This is a genomic window from Phocaeicola faecicola (genome assembly GCF_013618865.1).
GTDB lineage: Bacteria > Bacteroidota > Bacteroidia > Bacteroidales > Bacteroidaceae > Phocaeicola > Phocaeicola faecicola.
Genome location: NZ_JABSOE010000029.1, coordinates 1 through 23288 on the forward strand (window position 1 = coordinate 1; position 23288 = coordinate 23288).

General features: G+C 44.3%; 15 protein-coding genes. 11 read left to right on the forward strand and 4 right to left on the reverse strand.

Annotation, left to right across the window (positions count from 1 at the left end; translation table 11 throughout):
- The first annotated feature begins 508 nt into the window (after positions 1-508).
- From H3001_RS09415 to H3001_RS09430, 4 genes are all read left to right on the forward strand, one after another.
- The gene (locus H3001_RS09415; RefSeq protein WP_181214767.1) at positions 509-2167 is read left to right on the forward strand and encodes a hypothetical protein; all 1659 of its coding nucleotides are present in this window, start codon (positions 509-511) and stop codon (positions 2165-2167) included.
- 645 nt (positions 2168-2812) lie between these two features.
- Positions 2813-3205 (forward strand): hypothetical protein, encoded by a 393-nt coding sequence (locus H3001_RS09420; RefSeq protein WP_178244357.1) that lies wholly within the window; start codon positions 2813-2815, stop codon positions 3203-3205.
- A 112-nt stretch (positions 3206-3317) separates the two neighbouring features.
- Entirely contained in the window at positions 3318-5507 is a 2190-nt protein-coding gene (locus H3001_RS09425; protein WP_181214768.1) for a hypothetical protein, read from the forward strand.
- Positions 5504-6067: a hypothetical protein gene (locus H3001_RS09430; protein WP_181214769.1), complete on the forward strand. Its 564-nt coding sequence runs from the start codon at positions 5504-5506 to the stop codon at positions 6065-6067. The genes H3001_RS09425 and H3001_RS09430 overlap by 4 nt, the downstream gene beginning before the upstream one ends.
- A gap of 348 nt (positions 6068-6415) precedes the next feature.
- Here the strand turns inward: H3001_RS09430 and H3001_RS09435 are convergent, their stop codons facing one another.
- Together H3001_RS09435 and H3001_RS09440 are read right to left on the reverse strand one after the other, a co-directional pair.
- Complete coding sequence (locus tag H3001_RS09435) at positions 6416-7609, reverse strand: leucine-rich repeat domain-containing protein (protein WP_181214770.1); 1194 nt, start codon at positions 7607-7609, stop codon at positions 6416-6418.
- A gap of 17 nt (positions 7610-7626) precedes the next feature.
- Entirely contained in the window at positions 7627-10194 is a 2568-nt protein-coding gene (locus H3001_RS09440; RefSeq protein WP_181214771.1) for a fimbrillin family protein, read from the reverse strand.
- Positions 10195-10540: 346 nt separating this feature from the next.
- On the opposite strand from H3001_RS09440, the gene H3001_RS09445 reads away from it, so the two are divergent.
- Together H3001_RS09445 and H3001_RS09450 are read left to right on the forward strand one after the other, a co-directional pair.
- Complete coding sequence (locus H3001_RS09445) at positions 10541-11833, forward strand: AAA family ATPase (RefSeq protein WP_181214772.1); 1293 nt, start codon at positions 10541-10543, stop codon at positions 11831-11833.
- Positions 11820-12518 carry a hypothetical protein gene (locus H3001_RS09450; protein ID WP_181214773.1) on the forward strand — a complete coding sequence of 233 codons (699 nt, stop codon included), beginning with the start codon at positions 11820-11822 and terminating at the stop codon, positions 12516-12518. Before H3001_RS09445 ends, H3001_RS09450 begins: the two co-directional genes overlap by 14 nt.
- 17 nt (positions 12519-12535) lie before the next feature.
- Here the strand turns inward: H3001_RS09450 and H3001_RS09455 are convergent, their stop codons facing one another.
- Together H3001_RS09455 and H3001_RS09460 are read right to left on the reverse strand one after the other, a co-directional pair.
- The gene (locus H3001_RS09455) at positions 12536-14806 is read right to left on the reverse strand and encodes a hypothetical protein (protein WP_181214774.1); all 2271 of its coding nucleotides are present in this window, start codon (positions 14804-14806) and stop codon (positions 12536-12538) included.
- The gene (locus H3001_RS09460) at positions 14803-16542 is read right to left on the reverse strand and encodes an MORN repeat-containing protein (RefSeq protein WP_181214775.1); all 1740 of its coding nucleotides are present in this window, start codon (positions 16540-16542) and stop codon (positions 14803-14805) included. The genes H3001_RS09455 and H3001_RS09460 overlap by 4 nt, the downstream gene beginning before the upstream one ends.
- 268 nt (positions 16543-16810) lie before the next feature.
- On the opposite strand from H3001_RS09460, the gene H3001_RS09465 reads away from it, so the two are divergent.
- The 5 genes from H3001_RS09465 (at position 16811) to H3001_RS09485 (ending at position 23265) form a co-directional block, all read left to right on the forward strand.
- Positions 16811-17140, forward strand: a complete 330-nt coding sequence (locus tag H3001_RS09465) for an L-rhamnose mutarotase (protein ID WP_181214776.1) — start codon at positions 16811-16813, stop codon at positions 17138-17140.
- A 17-nt stretch (positions 17141-17157) separates the two neighbouring features.
- Positions 17158-20001 (forward strand): bifunctional fucokinase/fucose-1-phosphate guanylyltransferase, encoded by a 2844-nt coding sequence (locus tag H3001_RS09470; RefSeq protein WP_181214777.1) that lies wholly within the window; start codon positions 17158-17160, stop codon positions 19999-20001.
- Between the two features lie 2 nt (positions 20002-20003).
- Positions 20004-21215, forward strand: a complete 1212-nt coding sequence (locus H3001_RS09475) for a sugar MFS transporter (protein ID WP_181214778.1) — start codon at positions 20004-20006, stop codon at positions 21213-21215.
- 181 nt (positions 21216-21396) lie between these two features.
- A complete protein-coding gene (locus tag H3001_RS09480) occupies positions 21397-22584 on the forward strand; it encodes an OmpA family protein (protein WP_181214779.1) in 1188 nt (395 codons plus the stop codon).
- A gap of 111 nt (positions 22585-22695) precedes the next feature.
- Positions 22696-23265, forward strand: coding sequence for a UpxY family transcription antiterminator (locus H3001_RS09485; protein WP_178244346.1), 570 nt, complete (start codon positions 22696-22698; stop codon positions 23263-23265).
- The last annotated feature ends 23 nt before the right edge of the window (positions 23266-23288 follow it).

A 23288-nucleotide genomic window follows, 5' to 3' on the forward strand; every position in this document is an offset into this window, starting at 1 on the left:
GAGCAGAACAGCTAAAGCGGCATGACATGAATTTACAGACAGGAGCAGAAGAGGTCATCAGACTTCTTCCGGAACATCATGTCCAACTGATAGGATTATATGAAAAAACACAGAAAAAGGGCAATAGAAATGGCATATAAAGTGATTATACTCTATCGACTTTATATGCCACCTTACTTTTTAGGGACATTTACTGAATATCCCTATTTAGCATAAATATGGAAAAAACAATATCAAAGCTGATTTCTGTTGGTTATCCAAAGAATAGGACAACAATAACAGCAAAAAAATTATCTCAGATTGATGCTTCATAGAATGATGCACTTGCTGCATGGTTAGAGAATAATATAGAAACAGATATGCCTGTAGGAGGATTCACATTAAGTGAACTAAAAGCAAAGCACAAGATGTTTTATCCTACTGCACTATTGACAATGGATTGGTTAATAAAAGAACCCAAAGTAGCTACAATAGCCATCACACGAGGTATAAAATAAAGTAATGATCTATGCTTACAATAATTATCGCAACAGTATGTGTAGCAGCAGGTGTAGGAACTGGTGTTTTCATTTCAAAGAAACGCTTCGACACCAACTTAGCAGATGCAGAAAACAAATCGACATCAACTGTGGGAGCAGAAGGTTCTCTTTCACACGAGATAGACAGGTATGAGCAACTTAAACTAAACCTTGTCAAAGTAAAAAAGAACATTGACAATCTAGACATCCCAACTCCAGAACCTTTGTCAAGCTGGGATGATGCTGACTCTTCATTGAACAAACTAAGTAAATTCTTTGAAAAGCATTCCAAGTCAACAGCAGGAACTGAAGCCTTTATTCTTAGCATTTTACCAGTATCACAAACAGGAGAAGCATTATGTGCTTTTGCCAGAGTAGCACCAGATCTTTTGCAAGGTGCGTTTTCTGATAGTGTTGCTGCATTGAAAGCAGGTGCAATGATTCCAGGTATCAACAACATTCATGACTGTTTATGCAAGTTCTGTGAAGGTATGGCGCATACAAGCCACCATGGCATTGCTAGTGCCCTTCAACATCATGATTACATGGGAGCGTTGCTTAAGCCTATTAAAAATGGTTTAGTTGAAATGACCGGACTGCACGATGCTGCTGGTAGTTTGACAGAGTCAATTCATAACATGGGTGATGTTCTTGGTACAGCATCTAAGTTAAGTATTGATCCAACGGACATGACTGATCTTGATTTTTCTGGTCACATTCCAGTCATGACTATAGCTATATCTTCATTCCGTGAGTTCAACCTTCTTATGGATGATAAGACAGATGCAATGACATCATTAAAGAATGTTAGCTTGGATGCTGTTGGTGCCGGTGGGGGCGGTTTGGCAGGAGCTAAAGCAGGAGCCTTTGCTGGCAGTCTATTTGGCCCTATAGGCACACTAATTGGTAGTATTGTTGGTGGCATCGGCGGAGCCATGGGTGGGCGAGCAATCACAAATGAAATTAAGAAAAGACCACTTAAAAAAGCAATCGAGGAATATCAGTCAAACGTTTCCAGGATGAAGGATGAAACGAGAGACAAGTCTCGCAACATGCTTCAATCAATCAATTCATTTACCACACATAAAAGATCTGCATTCAAAAACGACAAAATGCTTAAAGAAATTCCAGTTGTAGAAAGTGAAGGTACTGTTATTGGCATTACAATTATTATATATCAGTCAGTTACTGAACATATTACCTCTATGAAGGAAAAGGTTGAGAAGCTTAAGAGTTCATTTTGGTATTCCGAATCAAAGTATGGCGTTATTGTAGATAGCTACAATAAGCGCATTGCTGATTTAGAACGACAACTTCCTCTTGTAACAAGTATTGAAAAGAATCCAAAGCTAGCACTTGAAGCACTTCTTGCATTGCAAATGCCTATACAAAAGAGCGAACCTATATATAAGAAGAAATTCAAGGAATGCTCTAAAGAGTTGCAGGACATGAATGACAGGAATAATTCATCTGTGTTGGTTTGGAGTTATATGGTAAATGGTTTGTACCAGAAGACCATGAATGAAATTGCAGATTTTTCTAATAATCAAATGAATGAGTTCAACCAGTTTGTCGCTCTATGGAAGGAAACACTGTCATCTCTTGAAAGCAAAGTAAATATTGAGAAAGGTAAACTTGGAATTAAATAATAGAATCTATGCTAACATTTATATTAACAGCAGCTCACAATATTGTTCAGCCTCAGTCTAGCCGTCACATTGACCGAGGACAGGCATTTACTGTACATATAAACAAGATGAAAACTACACCTGTTAGCCTTTTAATAAATCTCGTTGACAAGCTACTTTAGTACAGCAGTTTCAGGTTAATATGGAATCAATGTTCCTAAAACTGATTACGGAGTGTATAACCACAATAGTTGGGATACGTTCACTTTCAGCCTCTTAACCTATGGCGATGCACATTTATTGATTTTCATCTGTAGTATTATAGTTTGAACGCCCTTTTTAACATAAATTGTTTTCCATATTATGTAAAGCTTTCCATAAAAAAGGTAAATACATGAGACAACATAAGAAAAAATAATATACATTTAATACAAAAATACAGTACCGTTTGCAATGTCATGACGGTACCGATTCAAGCGATACGATGGTATCGATTCAGTGCCATCGTCACAAAGGCCCCACTTATTCTATTTTTAGATACAACCGAACGAATAACTGAAACACATCCTAAAAGTAGATAAAAACAATAAAATTGTTATTATTTTTTTGAGATATAAAATATAATTGCTATTTTGCAAAAGTTTGAAAATCAACCGTCAATAATGTATGATAAATAACCACAATCATTTTTCCAGGAAAAAAGAAGCCTACAAACGAATTGCATCTATAGAAACACTTTTTAATGAGACTCAAGGTGTTTCTTTTTCAAGTTGCAGATATTCGGAGGTTAAGAAAGTTACTGTGAGGAATTTAGGTGGTGTATATCTTGCCCCGAAAGAAGAAACAGTTATATTACCAGATGAGGCAAAAGCAAATGTTAAGCGATTGGGATTAACTTCTGTTGCTATACTTAATGCTTGTAACAACTTTGAAGAAGAACATGCAAAAGAGCCTGTGATTGCACTGGGAGAGTTAAACATCATGCCACAAGGAAGAACTAGAGCCGCACAAATAAGAACGGCTAAAGTTATGCGACATGTAACAGAAAAGGACAAATAGTGTGAATGTAAGAAGAATCTTTCACTCATCATATAGACCATCTCTCTACCATAAGGGATGGTCTTTTAGTTTGGTTTTAGTCTTGAAATAATTTTAACAACCGGAATCTGCTATGGAAAACTGCTATGGAAATAAGATAAAGGAACTGGTTTCACAGAACCCGCTGAACGAGGGGTTCTACCAATATTTATTAAAACACAATACGAACGACAATTATGGGTATGTGCTACTAAAGAACTTGACACTTCAATATTTGGATGTTATCAATAATTATATCGAGAATTTTGCGAGTATTTCTATCCGTATCAGCTCTACAGAAGATCTGGAAGGCCAGAGGGTAAAGTTTTCGATATATTGCCCCGAAAAAGGAATTGGCTTGAAGCTTAACCCTGCGAAAGAGGATTTGGTTGAATTCCTGTCGGAATTAACTAAAGTTGTTCTGGATAATAGGTTCTATGTTCGTTTTTGTAAAAACGATATGCAGGAGGCATTTAAAAATTATATAGATGCCTTATGGAATTATTATGTAAATTATAGCAAGACGTTATTTGAATATAAGCTAGGAACAAAAGATGCGCAGCTTACAAGCTATATCAATCTGCTTTTGCAGGATACTGATTCGGGGTTACTTCTGATTGAACAAATAAATTTCTTAATCAGCCTGTTTAATAATATCTGCCAGTCTCTTCTCAAAGCAGAATATCTGATTTATGATACGTTTGCTAAAGATTATTTAACTGATGCCAAAGATTATTCTTCCATCGAAAAGGAAAGGATAAGAATTGCGAACTCCAGAAATATTGAGTCTCAGTATCATTTTCTTAATCTGTTGGGACAGGATGAGGACTACGGAATATCTGATGGAGAAGAGATAGGGTCTGTAGTGGTTGACGATATGTACAAAGAAGATGGTCAGAAATCAGGAATCATTGATGAGGATGCTCAAGAATTGATTTTTTTCAGCAACTATCTGTTATCTTTCTTCCGTTCCCAATGTGCTGTCTTCAAAATAGATAAGAAAGATAATAATTACGAGTTCTTAAGTAAAGGGTTATTGAGTTGTTTTATAATGCTGTATAGAGAGTCGAAAATTACTCCTCTCATTCATTATAATAATGTGAGTAACATGCTGGCAGATTATAGTATCTTTATTGAGAAGATTAAAAGGTATACGGAAATAAAACAGCGACAGCATTTCTTTAATGTGGAAGAGCATGAGCAGACAGGATATGAGAATAATGTTACTTTGTGTACCAATCTGCTCCCCTTGGCCAATACAGTGACAGCTCTGGGGAAAATCATGCAATATGTATTTCACCTGATACTGGATATGTGTCTGATTGATCATAATTATGTTTCGACTGATAAGAATTTAACGGTATTATTGCGGTTGCACTGTATTCTGCAGCTGAATTCTCACGAATCACCTAACAAATACAGTTTTTTTACTGTGCTCGATGCGCTGGAGAAGAGGCCTTTGATAAATACAGAGAACATTAAGGAACTGAAGAATACGATTAACCTTTTACGTATCAAAAATGACCTGTTGCTGCTGAAAATGAGGAAAAGGTCGGGGTATTCTCTGAAGGATATAGTGTACCATACCATAATACCGGAGCAGGTAGAGAATATTCATGAAAAGCCTTATTATCTGTTCTTACCGCTTTCTCAGTTTTTGCCTGATATTAAAAGGAATATGGTGTATGAACATTATAAGGCGCTGCTGGATAAGAACAGTGACAGCAACAAAGAGGATTTAAGGGAATATGAACAGATATTTACTGAAATCCTCTGTAAGAATGAACTGGATTATGAAATGAAATATGACCAACTGGCGCGGGCATTGGAAAGGCCTCTGCATGGGATTCTTGGCTCAAACAATGAAAAGATTTATGCTTACAATAATGTGATTTATTTTAATTTCATCAATCATTTTATAAAGTATGGCCGATACATAAAGAAATTAAAGGTTGAGGTAAAAGAGAAGAGAAATGATGACTATCTTAAAGAAATCAGTGATTTTATTGAAGCTAACAATGAGTCTGGAATGATTTCATGTGCTTTTATCCTAAAGCATCTAGAGTGGTTGGATAAGGTCATAAAAAATGACTTCCTTGTTGAGGGCCAAGAGTCGGATAAGTTGAAGAAAGGGTTTGACTACATCCAATTGGCGGAGATTTTACTAAGTGCGCTGAAAATGCTTATCAGGAAACTTGAATCGGATTCATACTGCATGAATTACAGTTCTTTTTTTCAGGATTGCTTCTTTAAAAAGAGGATAATGGAGATCTGGTCAGAATGAGTTTTAATGATCTTACTCAATTTGGGAATGATTTTGGTGGAAAAGAGTCTAAAAATGTATTTTTCCTTTCTTCAATCTGGCAACCTCCGGTAAGTTTAAATATCTTGAAAAGAAAGCATGAGTATTTTGCTGAAAGAACGCAATTGAACGCTACTAAATTCTACCAGCATTATATTACGACTAAGAGTAATCAACAGAATCAGGAGATTCAAAAATACACGGAAAAGACGGCAAAAAGCATGGAGGAGAATAAGAAGTCTATTACAGGAAAAATGCTTGAATTGCTTACGGAAAACAAGAAGGATACAGTTCAGATTTTAGGAATTTTTGCAGCGTTTCTGGCTATTGCAACAGTGGGTTTAGGAGATCTTTCCAGTGACAAGTCTAATCCTGTCAATATTGAGAAGAGAGTGATAAGTATTTGTGCTTGTATGGGGTATTTCGTTTTGCTTTTGCAACTGGTTATGGCCAGAAGAGTGAGAGATAATTTAACGGTATATGTGTTATTGATTCTCGCTATTGTTTATATAACCATTGTCTTCATTATGGGATTGAATTGAATGGTGCAGATAAGGAGTAAGCCTCCGGTAAAGTGCGTATTGCAAAATAGAAAAAATAGTTCCGACTCGGAAGCAAATCTGAATGAATCGTGCCGAGTCGGGACAACTCAGGCAGACTTGCAGATCCTGATAAGGGGAAACAGCCAGGAAACACTTCATCGGGCACTACGATTAAATGCTTTGATTACATATTGCCTCTCTGTCAAGTATATAATACAATAAATACAACAGACTCTTCCTCTCAACTTAATATTAGTTGAAAAGAAGAGCCTGTTACTTTTTGAAATTACAATGTGTACTTTATGGTTTACAAGCTTTACGGAGAGTGCTATAGAAATTACACATTAATCAATTTTCATCAAGCCAGCCTTCAAAATCCTCCAACGGACAAGGCAAATCCTCCGGAGTATGATATCCTACAGCTGGCTCTCCCTTAAACCACCAGCCTATACCTCTGTCTATTGCTTTAGAAACATACCACTGAGAAGTTCCTTCTTTTTGAACATATGCATATCCATATCGACAGTCATAAGAAGTTGGATAAATATCATTTTTCTCAAAGAAATCTTCAAGATTGCCCTTCATCATCGTATTTTTCAAATACAGCTCTGCAAGGTTTTCACATCCGCTTATATTCAGATTAGACAACAAAGAGTTCTGACAATTCAAATATGCCAGCTTTCGAAGTCCACTCAAATTAAGTTCTGACAATGAAGAATTCTGACAGTCCAGATGTATCAGATTTTCAGATCTGCTTACGTTTAAATCGGATAATGAAGAGTTTTGGCAATCCAAATGTGTCAGTCTGAGACAATTGGATGCATTGAGTTTTTGCAGGGGTATCACATTTTGCGGATCTCCAATTATATATGCAGATTCCAGTTCTTGACATGCTGACACATCCAGATAACGCAAGTGAGAGTCCTTACAAGAATAATCATCAATCATCTTCAAACCTGTATTGGATAAGTTCAAATATTCAAGTTGTTTTCCCTTTACCAATATTTTATTAAATGCTTTCACTCCGGAAAGATTGATTTCCTTTAATAATGTTTGTTCTGGAATATGTAGAGTGTACTCATACTCTAGCCCTGTTGAAGGATCAGCCCGACGGGTTTCAATATAGCAGATTCGTTCATAACCTTCTGTTTCCATTATTTCCGGGTCGTCTGTTGAATGTCCTCCAAAACAATCCATCAGGCTGGTACATTCGGACAGATTCAGATATTCCAAATTCTCTCCTCCGATGATTACCCTATGCAAGCTTGGTATATTTGAGATGAATTCAATTCGTGCCAGTCTGCCACATGCTGATGCGTCCAGATATTTCAAGGCATGATTTCCAGACAAATACAAATCTGTCAAGGAAGCACATTGGGTTACAATTAATTTTTCGGTTTCTACCACACTCAAATCAGTAAGATTTCTACATCCGCTGAAATCTACAAGTGCGCATTTCTTTCCAATTAAATTTACACTTCCCAAGCCATTACAGTTACGTGCAAGGATGTGCCGTGCATCAGTATCAAACTCTACTAACATCGGACAATTTGATACGTTTAATGTATCAATATTTCCGTAGATATTGACTGTATGCAGAGACTGGCACCCGCTGAAGTCAACATTGCCGGAAACTCCATTTTTTTCAAGTATGTAAAGTCCCTTGAGGCTGGGTGTGCGCTTACTCCGGCCCATTCTGTCAGAGGACGGCTGGTACACCAGTTCTTGCGTTCGCTCTCCGGCCAAGAAGGTCCGTTTGTTTCCTGATAGAATTTGATAAGGTAATTCCTTAAATCGCCTTCGCTGCGTGACGGAACGTCAATGCTTGCGGAAGCTGTTTCAAGTACATACTCCTTCAGTTCGGGGATGTCTTTCAGAATGGGGGATTTGATAATCGGGACCACGGTATAGTTATCGCCTTCGGGAACGTCCTCGAAGGTTTCTTTGATATTCATGCTCGGAAGGGTCCAGTTGTCGCCATCGGGACGGGCTACGCCCTCATAAGACTTGTCTTCGCTTGTCTGTACGGACTCGCCTTTGCTGTTACGCACGTCGATACTGATTTGCATGTCTTTCGAGAGGGTTTCCCGGGTGGTATTTGTCTGGGCTTCAATGCTGGTACCCTGACTGTCTGTAACTCTTGTTAATTTGAGTTTCTCCAACAATGGAAGTACGTAAAGGTCGGCGGAGCGCAAGCCTATTTCAAGAAAGTCTTTTTCAATTGCAAGGTCGGGAGCAAACACGGAGGCGTCAAATCCTAATTTGCCGGTGATGGAGGTGGTATAGGTCAGTTTGGCTTCTTCTACCTTTACCTTGGCATCCTGTTCCAGATCTTCCAGGTTGATGGACAACTGTCCGGACAGTTTGCCTCCGGCTTCTGCCTTGATATACATTTTGGCATCGTCACGGCCGTAGAACCTACCTGAGAGTTCGATTCCTGTTCCGAGGTATGCTTCTCCGCTGAAATCGATTTTTCCGTCCAAATTCCATGGGGAACCTCCACTGTTTCCGATGTCACGGCTGTTGGTCTTCCATTGGCCGTTTTTAAGTTCTGCCCCGAAGAGGTTGTGCTGCTGGGTATGGAAGGTTGCCTGGTATATCGCTTTGCCTTCTGCGGTAAATACGGCGTATGGATCGAGCGCCGGAATAATGACAATCAGACCGCCTGCCAGGGGGATAGGTGCTCCGGTAATGGGTTTGGGAAACAGTGAAACAGGGTCTTGGTTTTCAGTTTTGCCTTCATAGGAGATGAGGGCTTGTGCCTCTATTTCAAACAGGTTGTCTGCGGTCAGCGCTGCATAATCTTTGCCGGACTCCTTGCTTAATTCGATGTTGACTCTGAGTTTGGAGGTGAATCCCATCTTACCTGTAACCTGATGGGAGTCTGAACCCAATTTAATGCCTACTTCATACGAAAAATCGGTTCCTACGAAGCCGCGTGTCGGCATGCGTGTCTGTCCGTCTTGCGGGGTAATCTCTACGGTTTCATCGACGTAGAGTTCGTCGAATGCTTCGCTCAGAGGGGCAGTCACGGTTTTCACCTGGGCCGAACCGTCCTTTGACTTGGATACTTCGGAGACTTTTCCCAGGAAGCCGTAAGGGAAAGTATCGGATACGGGTGCCCACAGCACATTGCCGACTTTAGGAACGTTGTTGGACAGGTCGGCTGAATAGATCAATGTAGTAGGGTCTTCGGGAGAGGGAGACACATACTTCAACTGGTCGTCTGTAATCATCTGCGTGTTTTTGTTAAGCACATAGCTCTCTCCTGTCTCTCCGTTCAGGATAGGAACTTGCAGCATTTCGGCCCGTCTGATGGTTTGCTGCGACAAGGTACGGGTGAAATAGGGTTCGGTCTTCCCTTCTCCGTAAAGTGAGATTTCAAGCTGGGGGTAATCTCCTGCGGGAATGGGTACGAAGATGGTCTTGAATCCGGTAGCGGCGGCAGTCAGATTGCCTAAGTGATAGGTGATGGTACGTCCGCCGGTAGAGCTGATGGTCAATGCGGGGTTGGAGGAGGTCACATCCTCTACGGTTCCGATACCGGTAAGATACGGTGAGGCTTCTCCGGTAGAGGTGATGGTGAACCGGCTGGCATCTTCCGGAAGGCGGTTGGTAGTGATGCAAAGCAGTCCGCACAGGTGCTTGAAGGTCAGTGTCTGGCTTCCTCCTGTCGCTATCATGGGGACATTCAGGTTTCCGTCGTAAGTATAGGTGTCAGGCAGGTCAATCGTGAGTGAACGGCCGTCGGTAACAACATGGTTGTCGTAAGGGTAATAGGCCCATTTTACCTCTTCGTCGGGCTTGTCTGTCTTTCCCGAAAAGACAGCGGTGATTCCCTGGTCTTCACTGGAGGTGTAGGTAAACGGAGCGTTGACCGTTTGTGTGCCGAATACACCAATCTTGTCGTCTTCCGACCATTTGGTAATACCCGAGCTTTGTGGGGCTGTCCGTGAGATTGACTGTCCTTCGATGGATGCAGTCAGTCTAAGGGAACCGCCGCCGGAGGTAACAGTGTCGGTATCATCCTTACACCCTGAAAAAAGGAGTGTGCCGATGATGACTGAGTATAAGAAAACACGATGTCTTAAAAATGAACCGGATTTAATAAATGTTTTGTGTCTCATAGATAAATAGATTTAATTTGTATCAGTACAGTATTCAGTAATGGTAAAATTCCTTGAATCAGAAGTGAAGTTAGGCATAATCAGGAACAATAAAAAGGGGGCTTGTATGCAGGAAGGACTATATGTCTGGTATCGGATACCAAATGAAGTGAATTGGGGGTTATTCTGACAAAAAAAAGAAATTCATTTGCACGTCTATAAAATATTATATCATTACCTTAAAAACCTTGACGTATCATACCTCAGAATACACATTCCTTAATATTCAAAATATTTTTGTTTACTTTGTATTTCTGATTGTTTATTTTATCTTTGCTATATCTATAGATATTATCCAAAACAGACGATGAAGAAGTTTAGAATACATATCGAAGAACTTGGTCCGATCAAAAACGCTGATATCACATTGGCACCTGTCATGATTTTCACAGGTGCTTCTAACTTAGGGAAAAGTTATACAAACTTTCTGGCTTACTATATTTTCAATTTATTTTCAGGGGACAGATTAAAGGACTTTATCCGGACCAAAGTAACAGAAGATATGGAGGCACAAAAAGAATTTAATTTTTCTTTCACTATAGACGAGTTAAAATTGTGGATGGAGGAAGATGTCAAGAAGTTCTTTGTATATCTTCTGAACTATCCAGGCATCCCTTGCCGCATTCAGTTTTATCCGGAAGAGGACACGGAAAGCAAGTTCACCGTTAAATATTCTGAGAGAATTCCCGATTTTGTGACAGAGGCGCCCAAAGGTCTGGAACTGACAACAGTTAACATAAACAATGAAGCTCATTATATATATGTTCTCCAATCAATAGACAAAATACAAGGTATTTGTGATTCAACATCAAGATATTTATGCAATGAACTGCTGGGCAGGGATATCAGCCACGCTTATTTGCTGCCACCGGGACGAGCCTCGCTCCTGAATGAAAGTTATTCTACCCAGGCACAATCAAGCAAAATAGGCATGTATGATATCTTCCTGAAGGATTTTGACCTGATTAACAACCGAAGAATGAAGGACATCCAAAAGACGAACAGGCAGACAACAAATACCAAAACGGCAAAAATCAGGAAAATGATCAATGGAGAGGTGAACAACAAGAAGGAGGGGCTTACCCTTAAAATAAACGAACAGACGGAATTACCCTTGAGTGCAGCCGCTTCATCCATCAGAGAATTAAGCCCGGTAATCCTTTGGATGCAGACAGACAATCTAAGCAAAGATTCCATGTGTATCGAAGAACCGGAAGCACATGCACACCCGGAAATGCAATATAGTATTGCGGACTTATTGACCAGTTGTATCAACGAAGGAGCATTGATGCAAATCACAACGCACAGTGACTATTTCCTGGCCAGACTGAATCTGCTAATCAAACTGGATAAAGTAAAACGGAATAATCCGGAGGCTTTCGAAGATTTTTGCAAAAAAAACGGATGGGACAATAACCTGACATTGGATGGCTCACTGGTAGAGGCTTATTATTTTCATACCGATAATGTCGGATATGCTGTCAAGGTAGAAAGGATGAATGCAGAAAAAGGAATCCCTTTCTCAACTTTTGAAAAAGCTGTACAAGAACAAATTGAATGGAGTGATTTTTTAGAAGATATAGAAAATGATTTTGTATGACAAACTGACCAAGGTGTTCAATGCCCATTGGTTTCTATTAAAATATAATGGAGGAACTTTCTCTGTCAAGGAGGATGAGGGTGGTGCGTCTGTAAAAGAAATCGTATTTGAATATCACGGCCAGCTCATGAATATTCATAAAGACATATTCAACAAAACAGATTTTTTATACAAAAATGATGATGAGACAGAAAGAGGAATGCCTCAACTAAAACATAGTTGCGATGGAGTATTGGTCATCGAACGAAAAGAAGAGAGGTTTATTATATTCGTAGAACTGAAATCGAAGTACTCGGAAGAAAATATTTCAAAAGCAGAAAAGCAATTGTCTGCAGGTTATTTTCGTATGATGTCTCTACTTTCCATTCTGGACGGAGTAGAGTATAACCGATATAAAAAATGTGGTATCATTGTATCACATCCCATTGAGACTGAAAGACTAACACGTATTCTGAAAAAGAAAAATACAAAAGTGGGAACATTGTCCAGATTTGAAAGGCAATGTCTGCAATTCTCAAAGAAGGAACCGGTTAGTTTTCCCATCAATAGAATATATTCCCAATTACCCAAATTACCGGTTAAAGGGAATCTCTGTTTTAATGAGCTCCCTACATTTCATGTAAAAGTGAACCGTGATGAAGAGCAAGGAAGATTTAATTTAGATTCTATTCTGAAACAGTTGTAATACGGCGGACTTGCGGCTTACTCTTCCATCACATAACAGGATACAAATCCGTTGAAGTCGCTGGGCGGACATTCATAATCCTCGTTGTGCGCACCGTCTTTGATGATTCTGGCAAAGTCTTCTTTCATTTTATTTATTTCTGAAGGACTTACCGGTTTTTTGACAGGATTTCCGTAAGTGTCGTCTTCGTAATCGGCATAAAAAACGGCTTTACTGTCCTCTATTTCCTTGATTTTATGGGTATAAAGTCGGGCAACGAGGTCAGCCGGCAACTGATTGACATAACGGTTTTCATCATTCTGCAGACTTTGTTCCTGATACTGATGGCTGCTTGCAACCCCTAATGAGATACCGAAATATTTATAGTCCTTGTCAATGGGCTTGATATCTATAGTATTTTTCCAGGTGGTACTTCCCATACGGATGCTGGAAGATCCTTCCTCCAGGCCAAACGATGTGCTTGTGGAGTCTCCTTCAACTAAAGCGGATCTGGAGAATTTCACAGAGGATACTCCATTCTTCAGCTTCCCGGATGCGGAAAGCTGCCCATCGGCGGATACGGAGACGCTGCCCTGAACATGAGGAGTAAGATTGGCACTGAGCTTCGCTTTGCTCTTATCGAGCGGGGCTTTCAGCGTCCCTGAAGCGGTCAGTTTACTGCCATTTTGGGAGGAATAAAGTCTGGCATCGTAGTTCAGGGATAAAGACCATTCGCTTTCATTCTCCATCAGATCGTATTTCGTTTCAAGAGAGGCATTCAGGACACTGAGTTTCAACGTCAGGTCTGTGGTATACTGATGATCGAATTGGGTATTCTCACTATAGGAGTTCTGGAGTACGGCACCGCCGTGATGATAGAATTTTATTTCAGGCTTTTCTATCTTGTACTTGCGTACTTCTCCGGAAGATGAGATGTGTTTCTCTGTGGCGCTGCCGTCTTCTTTCAGGGCGTATTTCCGGATACGGGGATGCTGCTGGAAAGCGGCCCGGTAGGCGGTAAGCGGTTCTGCCTGCCCGCGGAAGAATTCCTTGAAACTTTTGCCGGAAACATGGCGCAGATCGGTATCGATAATCTCCATACTCCCCTTCTCTTTCTGTGAAATTCGTGCAAGTTCTCCGCTTACGGGAAGCAGGTAATAATAATAGTCGGCATCTGAGGCCATCGGAGTGGGAAGTTCTCCTCCATTGGAGGTAGAAAGGATATTGAGGGTGGAAATCAACTGATTGTCATTCAGCGTTTCTGCCAGTTTCTGCCACTTCGGGGCGTTTTTCTGCCGGTTCCACTGGTCAAAGGTGGAGCGGAGAAGTTCATTGGCCTTATCGGTACTCCGGTTTATCTCATCGGCAATCTTCCGGCGGGTATCCATATCGCACTGCCCGTTGAAAAAGGCGAGTTTATTTACCTGGTAACGGTCGCAGATTTTTTCGGTGATATAGTTGCAGAAAAGGGAGTTGTCAAGACTGCCGTCAAAAAGATTATCCAAGTAAGTAAGCAGGAAATCACGGACGTCGCGGGTAATGTATGCATCTACTATTTCGGGATTGGAAGTACGGAGTTTCTGCATCAGTCCGGACAGGTTTTTGGGGGAGCCTGAAGAGGGACTTCCGGAGGGCTGTGCCTGTAAAGGGGTCAGTCCGGCACTGCGCCCGGCTACGTAGGAGGTAACATCACGGGTAACACGCTCCTGATCCTGGGCATGGGCATCGATGTAGTTATGGTTCCGGATATTGGCTCCGGCACTTTTATTCATATAGTCGCGATATGCCGCTTCTCCGCGGGCTTCACGGATAGCGCGTTGTTCGGCCTCCCAGCGGGCTCTTTCTTCTGCAGCACGGCGTGCCTGCTCGCGGCGACGCTCTTCGGCAAGGGCACGCTGTTCGGCTTCCCGCTGCGCCTGTTCTCTGGCTTTCTGCTGCTCCAGGCGCTGCTGTTCCTGCTGTTTTTTCTTTTTCTGGGCTTCTCTGACTTTTTCTTCGAGCGCACGCTGTAATTCGGCTTCACGACGCAGGCGTTCGGCTTCCTGCTGGCGTAAATATTCAATGGTTTTTTGCTTGATAACCAGACTGTGTTCCAGAGTCTGGATATAATAGGCCAGCCGTTCGATATCGCCTTCGTTACGGGAGTTATTGCGCATCATCTGCAGATTGGCGTTCTCACGGCTGATAAGCTGGCGCAGTTCGGATATTTCCCTTTCCAGGCGCTGTATTTCTCCGGTAGTCTGAGGAAAAAGGCACAGGGAAAAGCCGGTGAAAAGGATACACATTGCAAGGCGATAAAGAAAATTCATTTTCCTTTTGTTTTTGAGTGAGTGACTGTTTGTTTTTGGGTTTTATTGATCCAATCGTTCATCCAGGTGTCTACACCGTTTACCCAGTTGAAATCATGTACTTCTTCCTGATACCGGACGCCGTTGTATTCAAAGGTCAGCACGCCCGACAGGCAGACCTGATTATCAAAATTACCTTTCAGGATTTTTCCGTCATGATAATACAGGGTTCCTTCACCGCTGGCTACACACTTTATGGCCTCTCCTACATAGCGGTTACCATTACTTAGTAATATTTGAAAATAACCTTGCTGAGAACCATTTACAACTTCTGCAAACAGATGGCTTCCGTCATCGTAATAAACTGACTGATAACAGGTTCCCTGCAACAGATTTTGAGGCAAACCGGTAAAGACAAGTGCCTGATTAACCTGCATGGCATAGAAATCGACCAAACTGCTTTTATAAACTTTTCCGAGACAGAGGCCTCTGGTGGATTCTCCTTCGTCCACATAAACACTTTCCAGTTCGGCAAAGGGGGGAATGTACTTGGCGATGGTGTCGGTATGCATATCGGCAAACAGGGTATAATATTCAAAGACTTTGTACATGATTCCGTTGATGTCTTTTCTCTTATGGAGTTTTTCAATCCGTGATGGTTGGGTAATGCCGAAGCTTTCCTGTACGGAGGGGTTGAAAAAGACCGGTGAGAAGCGGAAGAAACGATCATAGTCTGACCAGGTGGGCATAATACGGCCATTGCAGGTAATCAGGGAGTTGTCTTCATAATCGAAAAAGAAAATTTGATGATGGGGATAGAGTTTATAGAGGTTGAAACGGACCTCATCATTCTGTACCCGTATGTCTTGTCCGGTGTATCCTGTCACTTTTCCACGATTGAAGAGTACCCCCAGGGAGCCGTCACTGTTGCGATGCCAGGTCATCTCATGGAAATACTGGGTGGTCTTGCCCCTGGCCATGGCGCTACCCAGACCGTTGAAAAGGGCGCCGACAAATTCGGTGGCGATGGTACCGGTCACGACATCACTGGTACTGTAGTTTCCTGCTGCCATTTCCTGATACATGGAGGCTTTGAATTCTCTGGACTGGTCAGCCATCGAATGGGCCAGATCAGTCTGTGGCAGCCGTTGCTTGACGTGTCCGTTCCAGACAGCTACCAGTTGGTTGTCTTCGGTATAATTGATGTCGGCAGCACAAAAGATATTTCCTTTCTTCCGGTTGACCGGATCGTTTATAATGCCACATCCATAGCAAAGAGAAACGGTCCAGCGGTCGGAAGTGCGCTCTATCCGTGCCAGCATGGTCGGGACATGACGGTCATCGTGACTGTCGGAGAAATAGAATCCGGGGGTAATGCCCTGGCTCATATCAACCTGCAGGAGGCTGTCATAACGGTGTTTCAGCTGCCGGGTCAGGTCTCCGTAACGATGATGAGGGTCCTGGGTCTGGTGAAGGCAGTTGAAGTAGGCATAGCTTTCATATATTTTCTCCATGTCGGTTCCCATCAGACTGAGTTCGGCCAACACCAGGCGGCTTTGTATGGCGGGTTCATCGAAAAGGCCGGTACTCATGACTATTTTTTCAAGGTTGGCCACAGCAGCATATTCCTCGTTGGCTTCCAAAGCGGCTTCAGCCTTTTTCCAAAGTTCGTCTATGGAGTTCTGAGCAAAGAGGGACGAGTAACCCAAAAGGAAAAGGAAGAAGATACCATAACGTATTAATGCGTTTTTTTTCATAATCGGTAAGTTTTATAAATCTGGTTCTTTTATTGTGCATGAGTGAAAAAGCGAACAGCAGCGGGTGCGGTTCATAGCTGTTTTATAAAGTTAAGGGTTTTCACGGGTTTGTATACATGATTAAGGAAGAGAAAAAGGCGTGTAGGGAATTTTAGTTTTGATTTGTAACAACTGAGCAGGACATTTGGAATGTTTTTGAGGTTAAGTAGTGTTTCAGAAAATAATTGCTTACATTTGTCGGTCAGAAACAACTATATAAGATGGAGATATGAAAAGATATTGTCAGACATTGGATTTATACGATGATAAGGAGCTGATTGAGGCTTATGTGGCTGAGCATGCGCACGTATGGGAAGAAGTGAAAGCAGGTATCCGTGAGGTAGGTATCGTAGATATGCAGATTTATATTTACGGTAACCGGCTGTTCATGATCATGGATACGACGGATGAATTCGATATGGAGCGCGACTATGCCCGGCTGGCTACCCTGCCGAGACAGGCTGAATGGGAGGCGCACATGGCGAAATTCCAGAAAGCGGCTCCGGGGGCTACCTCTCAGGAGAAGTGGAAGCTGATGGAGCGGATTTTTAAACTTTAAACCGGAAAAGAACAGATATGAAGAAATTATTGTCGCTGCCACCGAACCTGGTGGGGTGTTTTCACGATATTACACATACGGATAAGAAAGAGTGGTTTTGTACCTCCGACCCGGTAGGAAGGAAACTGGGTTCGGGAGGAGGTACGGCATGGCTGCTGGAGGCGTGCCGGAAAGAAGAAGCCGGCAACGTGAGCCTGACGGAATGGCTGGCGCAGGAGAAACGTATCCTGCTGCATGCGGGAGGACAGAGCCGGCGCTTGCCGGGGTATGCGCCTTCAGGAAAGATTCTGACGCCGATTCCGGTGTTCCGCTGGGCACGGGGACAGAGGCTGACACAGAACCTGCTGTCGCTGCAGGTGCCGCTGTATGAGGATATCATGGAGAAGGCACCGGAAGGGCTGCATACGCTGATTGCCAGCGGGGATGTGTATATCCGGGCAACGGAGCCGCTGCAGGAGATTCCGGATGTGGATGTGGTGTGTTACGGACTGTGGGTAGATCCGGAACTGGCCAAGAACCACGGGGTGTTTGTGTCATCGAGAAAGCGGCCGGAGGAACTGGATTTCATGCTGCAGAAACCGAGCGTGGAGGAAATGGGGCAGCTGATGCAGGACTATCTGTTCCTGATGGATATCGGTATCTGGCTGCTGAGTGACCGTGCCGTGGAGCTGATGGTGAAACACTCGACGGACAAGGGAGGTAATGTATCGTTCTATGATATGTATTCGGAATTCGGACTGGCACTGGGTAATCATCCGAGAATTGTGGATGAGGAACTGAACCGTCTGAAGGTGGCGATTCTGCCGCTGCCGGGCGGGGAGTTTCATCATTATGGAACGAGCCGGGAAATGATTTCATCGACTCTGGCGGTGCAGAACTGCGTGACCGACCAGCGGGCCATCATGCATCATAAGGTGAAGCCGCATCCGGCGGTGTTTGTGCAGAATGCGCGGATGGAGGCGGCGCTGACGGCTGAGAATGCGGAAATCTGGATAGAGAACAGTCATCTGGGAAGCGGATGGAAACTGCATAGCCGGAACATTGTGACGGGTGTGCCGCAGAATGACTGGAGCATGGATTTGCCGGAAGGGGCTTGTGTGGATGTGGTGCCCATGGGCGAAAAGGGCTATGTGGCCCGGCCGTATGGGTTCAATGATAAATTCAAGGGGAAACTGACGGAGGCGGATACGATGTACCTGGGTATGCCGGTGGGAAAATGGCTGGAATGCCATGGACTGAAGGCGGAAGAAATCCGGGGACAGGAGGATCTGCAGAGTGCGGCAATCTTCCCGGTAGTTGAATCGGTGGAAGAACTGGGACAGGTATTGCGGTGGATGCTGGATGCTGGAAGTGAAGCGAAGGGCAAGGAGATCTGGCAGCAAGCGGAGAAGGTTTCGGCAGATGAGATCTCGGCATTCGGAAATCTGAGACGGCTGCAGGCTCAGCGGGAGGCTTTCCGCAAGGAGGACTGGTCGCTGCTGGCACGGAACCAGGAAAGAAGTGTGTTCTATCAGCTGGATTTGCTGGAGGCGGCAGAGGAGTTTGTCAAGGAAGGTATCGGTCTGCCGGAGGAATTGCCGGAGGGTACTCCCCTGTTGAAACGCATCGGGGATGTGATGTTCCGCTCGAAGGTGATGGACCTGAGAGGGTGTGCGGAAGCGAAGGGCCTGGAGGAACGGGCCTTCGGTCTGATGCGGAAAGGACTGGTGGGCACGATGGATTATCGTCAGCAGCCTCGTCTGTCGGTATATGCGGATCAGATTGTATGGGGACGAAGCCCGGTGCGGATTGACCTGGCGGGAGGATGGACGGATACCCCACCCTACAGTTTGATGGAGGGAGGTAATGTGGTGAACCTGGCCATTGAACTGAACGGTCAGCCGCCGCTGCAGGTGTATGTAAAGCCTTCGAAGGAGTTCCGCATTGTACTGCGTTCCATCGACCTGGGTGCCATGGAGGTGGTGACTACCTACGAGGAGTTGCAGGATTTCTGTAAAATCGGTTCGCCGTTCTCGATTCCGAAGGCGGCATTGACGCTGGCGGGATTTCATCCGGAGTTTTCTACGGAGCGGTTTGCTTCGCTGGAGGAACAGCTGAAGGCGTTCGGTGCGGGCATTGAGGTAACCTTGCTGTCGGCCATTCCGGCGGGTTCGGGACTGGGTACGAGTTCCATTCTGGCGGCTACGGTGCTGGATGCGGTGAATGACTTCTGCGGACTGAACTGGGACAAGCAGGATATCGGCAGCCGGACACTGGTGCTGGAACAGTTGCTTACTACCGGAGGGGGCTGGCAGGATCAGTACGGCGGGGTGCTGCACGGAATCAAGATGCTGCAGACACAGCCGGGATGGAACCAGGAGCCGATGGTGAGATGGTTGCCGGACTTCCTGTTTACGAGTGATGAGTACCGGAAGTGTCACCTGCTGTATTATACGGGCATTACACGGACGGCGAAGGGTATCTTGGGGGAAATCGTGAAGGGAATGTTCCTGAACTCGAACCGCCACCTGCATTTGCTGGAGCAGATGAAGGGGCATGCCATGGATATGTATGACGCGATTCTGAGAAATGATTTTGAGGCTACGGGAAGACTGGTAAGAAAGACCTGGCAGCAGAACCAGCGGCTGGATGCGGGAACGAATCCGCCGGAGGTGCAGGCATTGACGGAACGGATTGATGATTTGTGTCTGGGATATAAGTTGCCGGGAGCCGGAGGAGGTGGCTATCTGTACATGATGGCGAAGGATCCGGAGGCGGCAATGAGAATCCGCCGGATTCTGACGGAGCACCGGATGAATGACCGGGCGCGCTTTGTGGAAATGGATTTGTCGAATAAAGGACTGGAAGTCAGCAGAAGTTAGAAATGGAAAAAATCGGATTGGTAAGGACCAGGGATGGAAGGAATTTCCTGGTCCCCTTTATATTGATTACGTCGCTTTTCTTCTTGTGGGGAGTGGCACACAGTATTCTGGATGTGCTGAACAAGCATTTTCAGGATACGCTGGAGATTACGCGTACACGGTCGGCACTGATTCAGGCGGTGGTGTACGGAGGGTATTTTGTGATGGCACTGCCGGCCGGGAAAATTATCCGGCGGTATGGATACCGGACGGGGGTACTGACGGGACTGGTGCTGTATGGCATCGGGGCGCTGCTCTTTATTCCGGGTGGACGGATTCAGTCGTTTGAGTTTTTCCTGACGGCGCTGTTTGTCATCGGGTGCGGACTGACCTGTCTGGAAACGGCAGCCAACCCGTATGTAACGGTACTGGGTGAGCCGGAAGGTAGCGAAAGGCGCATCAACCTGGCACAGGCATTCAATGGACTGGGATGGATTTGCGGACCGCTGGCAGGGGGATTTTTCCTGTTTGCGGGAGGTGGAGATGTCACTACGCCGTATGCGGTGCTGGGATCGGTGGTGTTGCTGATTGCCCTGTGCTTCTCGAGGGTGAAGCTGCCGGAGGTGGACCGGGAAGAGGAAAGCAAGGCTCCGGAGACGGGCGGCAAGGAAAGGTCGCTCTGGAAAACGGTTTCGTTTACGGCGGGACTGTTTTCGCTGTTCCTGTACGTGGCGGCACAGACGGGCATCAACAGTTTCTTCATCAATTATGCCACGGAGCATGCGGGCATATCGGCCAGAGAGGCATCGGTATGGCTTTCGTTCGGAGGTATGGGTCTGTTCATGGCAGGACGCATGGGTGGCAGCTGGCTGATGCGCTTCGTGCGCAGTGAGAAGGTGCTGGCAGGCTGTGCGGTCGGTGCGGTGGCAAGCATGCTGGGAGTCATCTTTCTGCCGGGAGAAGTGGGCTGGTATTGCTTCATGCTTTGCTTTTTCTGTGAGTCGGTGATGTTCCCGACTATTTTCTCGCTGGCCATCCGTAAGGTGGGCAGTGATACGAAGCGGGCTTCGTCGTTCCTGATCATGTCGATTGTAGGGGGTGCGATTGCTCCGATATTGATGGGAATGATTGCTGACAGCTATTCGATGGCGGTGGCTTTCGTGGTGCCGCTGGTGTGTTTCGTAGAAATTCTGTGGTTTGCGGTAAGGAACAGGAAGTTACAAAATGTTTGTTAAAATCACGATATAAATGCCTGCTTGCCTATCATATCGGAAGAATTTACACATAAAATTTTGAAGTTTCATTATTTTCATGTATGTTTGCAGCCGTATCATCATTTTTATGCGCCGGTTTCTGGTGCATAGAATATGAATTGACACAATAGGTATTAACCCAAAAACAAAACAAGATATAATTATGACTAAAAGATTTTGCACTTTATTTTGTACAGTAGCTATCAGTTTGGCAGCATTTGCACAACAGGACTTTTCAGCAGCTGAAAAAGTTGAAAAGTATTCGGTACAGACAAACCGTTTTAAAGACAACTGGTTTATCGGTGCCAACGTAGGAGGCCAGATGTATCTGGGTGATTACAGAAGCCTGGATTCAAAAGGCAAACTGATTACTCCGGCATTTGAGATAAATGCAGGTAAATGGTTTACTCCGGGAATCGGTTTGAGAGTGGGATTCGGCGGCTATCAGGCTAAAGGATTCTCTAACGAGAACGGAGGATTTGCATACAAGCAGGTGAAAAATGGAGTGTATCAGACAAAATGGGGCATGCTGAATCTGCATGCAGACGTAATGCTGAACCTGACGAATATGTTCTGCGGATATCGTGAAGACCGTGTGTATAACGCGATTCCGTATGCAAGCATCGGTTACTTGAGAAAGTTGAAGAGTGACGATAATGAGTTGGGTGTAGGTGTAGGTCTGGTGAACCGTTTCCGTGTGAGCGAGGCTTGGGACGTGAACCTGGAACTGAAGGCAATGTTGAACAATGATGTGGTAGACGGTATCCGTGCTGCCAAGAACATCGAGGGTTCGGCTGCAATCATGGCAGGTGTAACTTACCGTTTCAAGAACAGAGGCTGGCAGAAGGGATCGGGTATCTCGGTAGCTGAAATGCAGGAAGTGCAGAGAAAGTTGCAGGAGATGAACCAGGAAAATGAACAATTGAACCGTAAGGTGGATGCATTGAACAACAGCTTGCAGCAGAAAAACAACGAACTGCAGGCAGCACAGCAGGCTGCGGTGAAGAGCGGCAGACTGGAAGATGCAATGGAGTACACTGCATTCTTTGACATAAACAAGGCTTACTTGAGCAAGAAGGAAGCGGTTAATTTGGAGGCGATGGCTAACCTGATCAAGAAGTATCCGAACGAAAAGTTCGTGATTACAGGTTACGCGGACAAACAGACAGGAAGTGCTGAATTCAACAACAAGTTGAGCAAGCTTAGAGCGGAAGCGGTATACAATACGCTGGTAGACAAATTCGGCGTAGACGGCAACCAGTTGACCATTGATTATAAGGGAGGCGTGGATACTATGTACCAGAATGACTCTAAGTTGAGTAGAGCGGCCGTGGTTAAATTGGTGAAGTAATATCAGTTCGCCAAGGTTTTTTATAAGTGATTTGAAGTATGAAAGCGCCTCTACGGAGAAGGTATGGTTCCTGATTCGGAAGAGGCGCTTGTTTTTTAACGGGGGTCGGGTATGGATAGTAACAAAGAGGAAGGGAAAATGGTCTGGATTCCTGTACGGACTGTTTACCACAAGGAATTGGAAATAGCAGATTTTCTGAAAGAGGAAGGTCTGGAGGTGTTCATACCGATGAAGTATGAACTGAGGGAGAAAGGAACTGCTGACGGTGAATGTGAGCGGATTCTGGTACCGGCCATACATAATTTGCTGTTTGTCAGACGGGAATACTGTTATGACTGGTGTATAGAGCTGATGAGAAGGATGCCGGTGCCGGTTTTCTTTTTCAAGAAACTGCGGACCGGGAAGGATTTCTGTGTCATCGGCGAGAAGGAAATGAAGAACTTCATGGATGCGACGAATCCGGATATCACCGGAACCCGGTTCATTGATCCGGAAGTGCTGAAGAACAAGAAATATGTACCGGTAAGGGTCATCAAGGAAGGACCGCTCTTCGGACTGGAAGGAAAGTTCATGAGGTATGGCGGAAAGCATTATATCGCAGTGGAACTGGCCAACAGTACGGCGTTGCTCAAGGTGAGCTATACGTGGTGTGAGGTGATCGATACGGTAGAAACTGAATAATGGATTTAAACGAGAAATAACGA